The organism is Vibrio sp. 1580, assembly GCF_033340055.1.
The window spans coordinates 1-721 of sequence record NZ_JAWOVT010000263.1 but is presented as its reverse complement, the minus strand read 5'-3'; the positions used below and the strand labels follow the sequence as shown (position 1 = coordinate 721).

Genomic DNA, 721 nt, shown 5'->3' with positions numbered 1-721 from the left:
TGAGTGATAAACAACGACGTTAGAACGAGTAGTACAGATCAGCAATCGCTTCGACCAATCCTTCTACATCTCGCTCATCATGGAACAAGTGTGTAGAGATACGAAGCGCGTACGTGTCGTGTCCATCATCTTTGTACAGCTTGAAGTTCGTTGTACGGATGATGTAGCCATATTCTTCACGCAGACGGTCACGGAACTCAGTCAGGATTTCTTCGTTCGTCACATCATAAAATGGGTTGAACGTCGTTAATCCACTCGTCAGCCCTTCCACATTTGGCGAGAACATTTTCGCATGTGGCAGCACGTCTTGGAGTGAGGTTTTACATTGGTCACTCAACGTTAGAATGCGGTCTTGGATTCGGTCACGACCAATCTCATCCCACATTTTACAGCTATCAGCCAGCGCTTGTTTAGCTGGGTAGTTGTCGTTACCAATGTACTGCATTTGGATTTGCTTACCTAAGTAATCCGCATGAGAAAGCGACGAGTTTATCAACCACAATGGATTTTCACGGTCGCTCCAGTATTCGTTCAAACGATTACCGTTGTCGCGCACGTATAAAATGCCTGTTGCGCCCGGGCCACACTGCCATTTATGGCCAGAACCAGAGTAGAAATCACAATCCAGATCATGTAGGTCAAGATCAAACATACCCACCGTATGAGCACCATCCACTAACGTTGGAATTTGATGCTCTTTTGCAAGAGAACAAATTGCCTT

Annotated in this window: 1 protein-coding gene; it reads right to left on the bottom strand. The window is 45.8% G+C overall.

The genetic code is table 11. The features are described 5' to 3' along the window. Positions 1–19: 19 nt before the first annotated feature. Positions 20–721: aminotransferase class V-fold PLP-dependent enzyme (locus R7093_RS25405; protein ID WP_318147043.1), on the bottom strand; the 702-nt coding region annotated here is incomplete at its 5' end.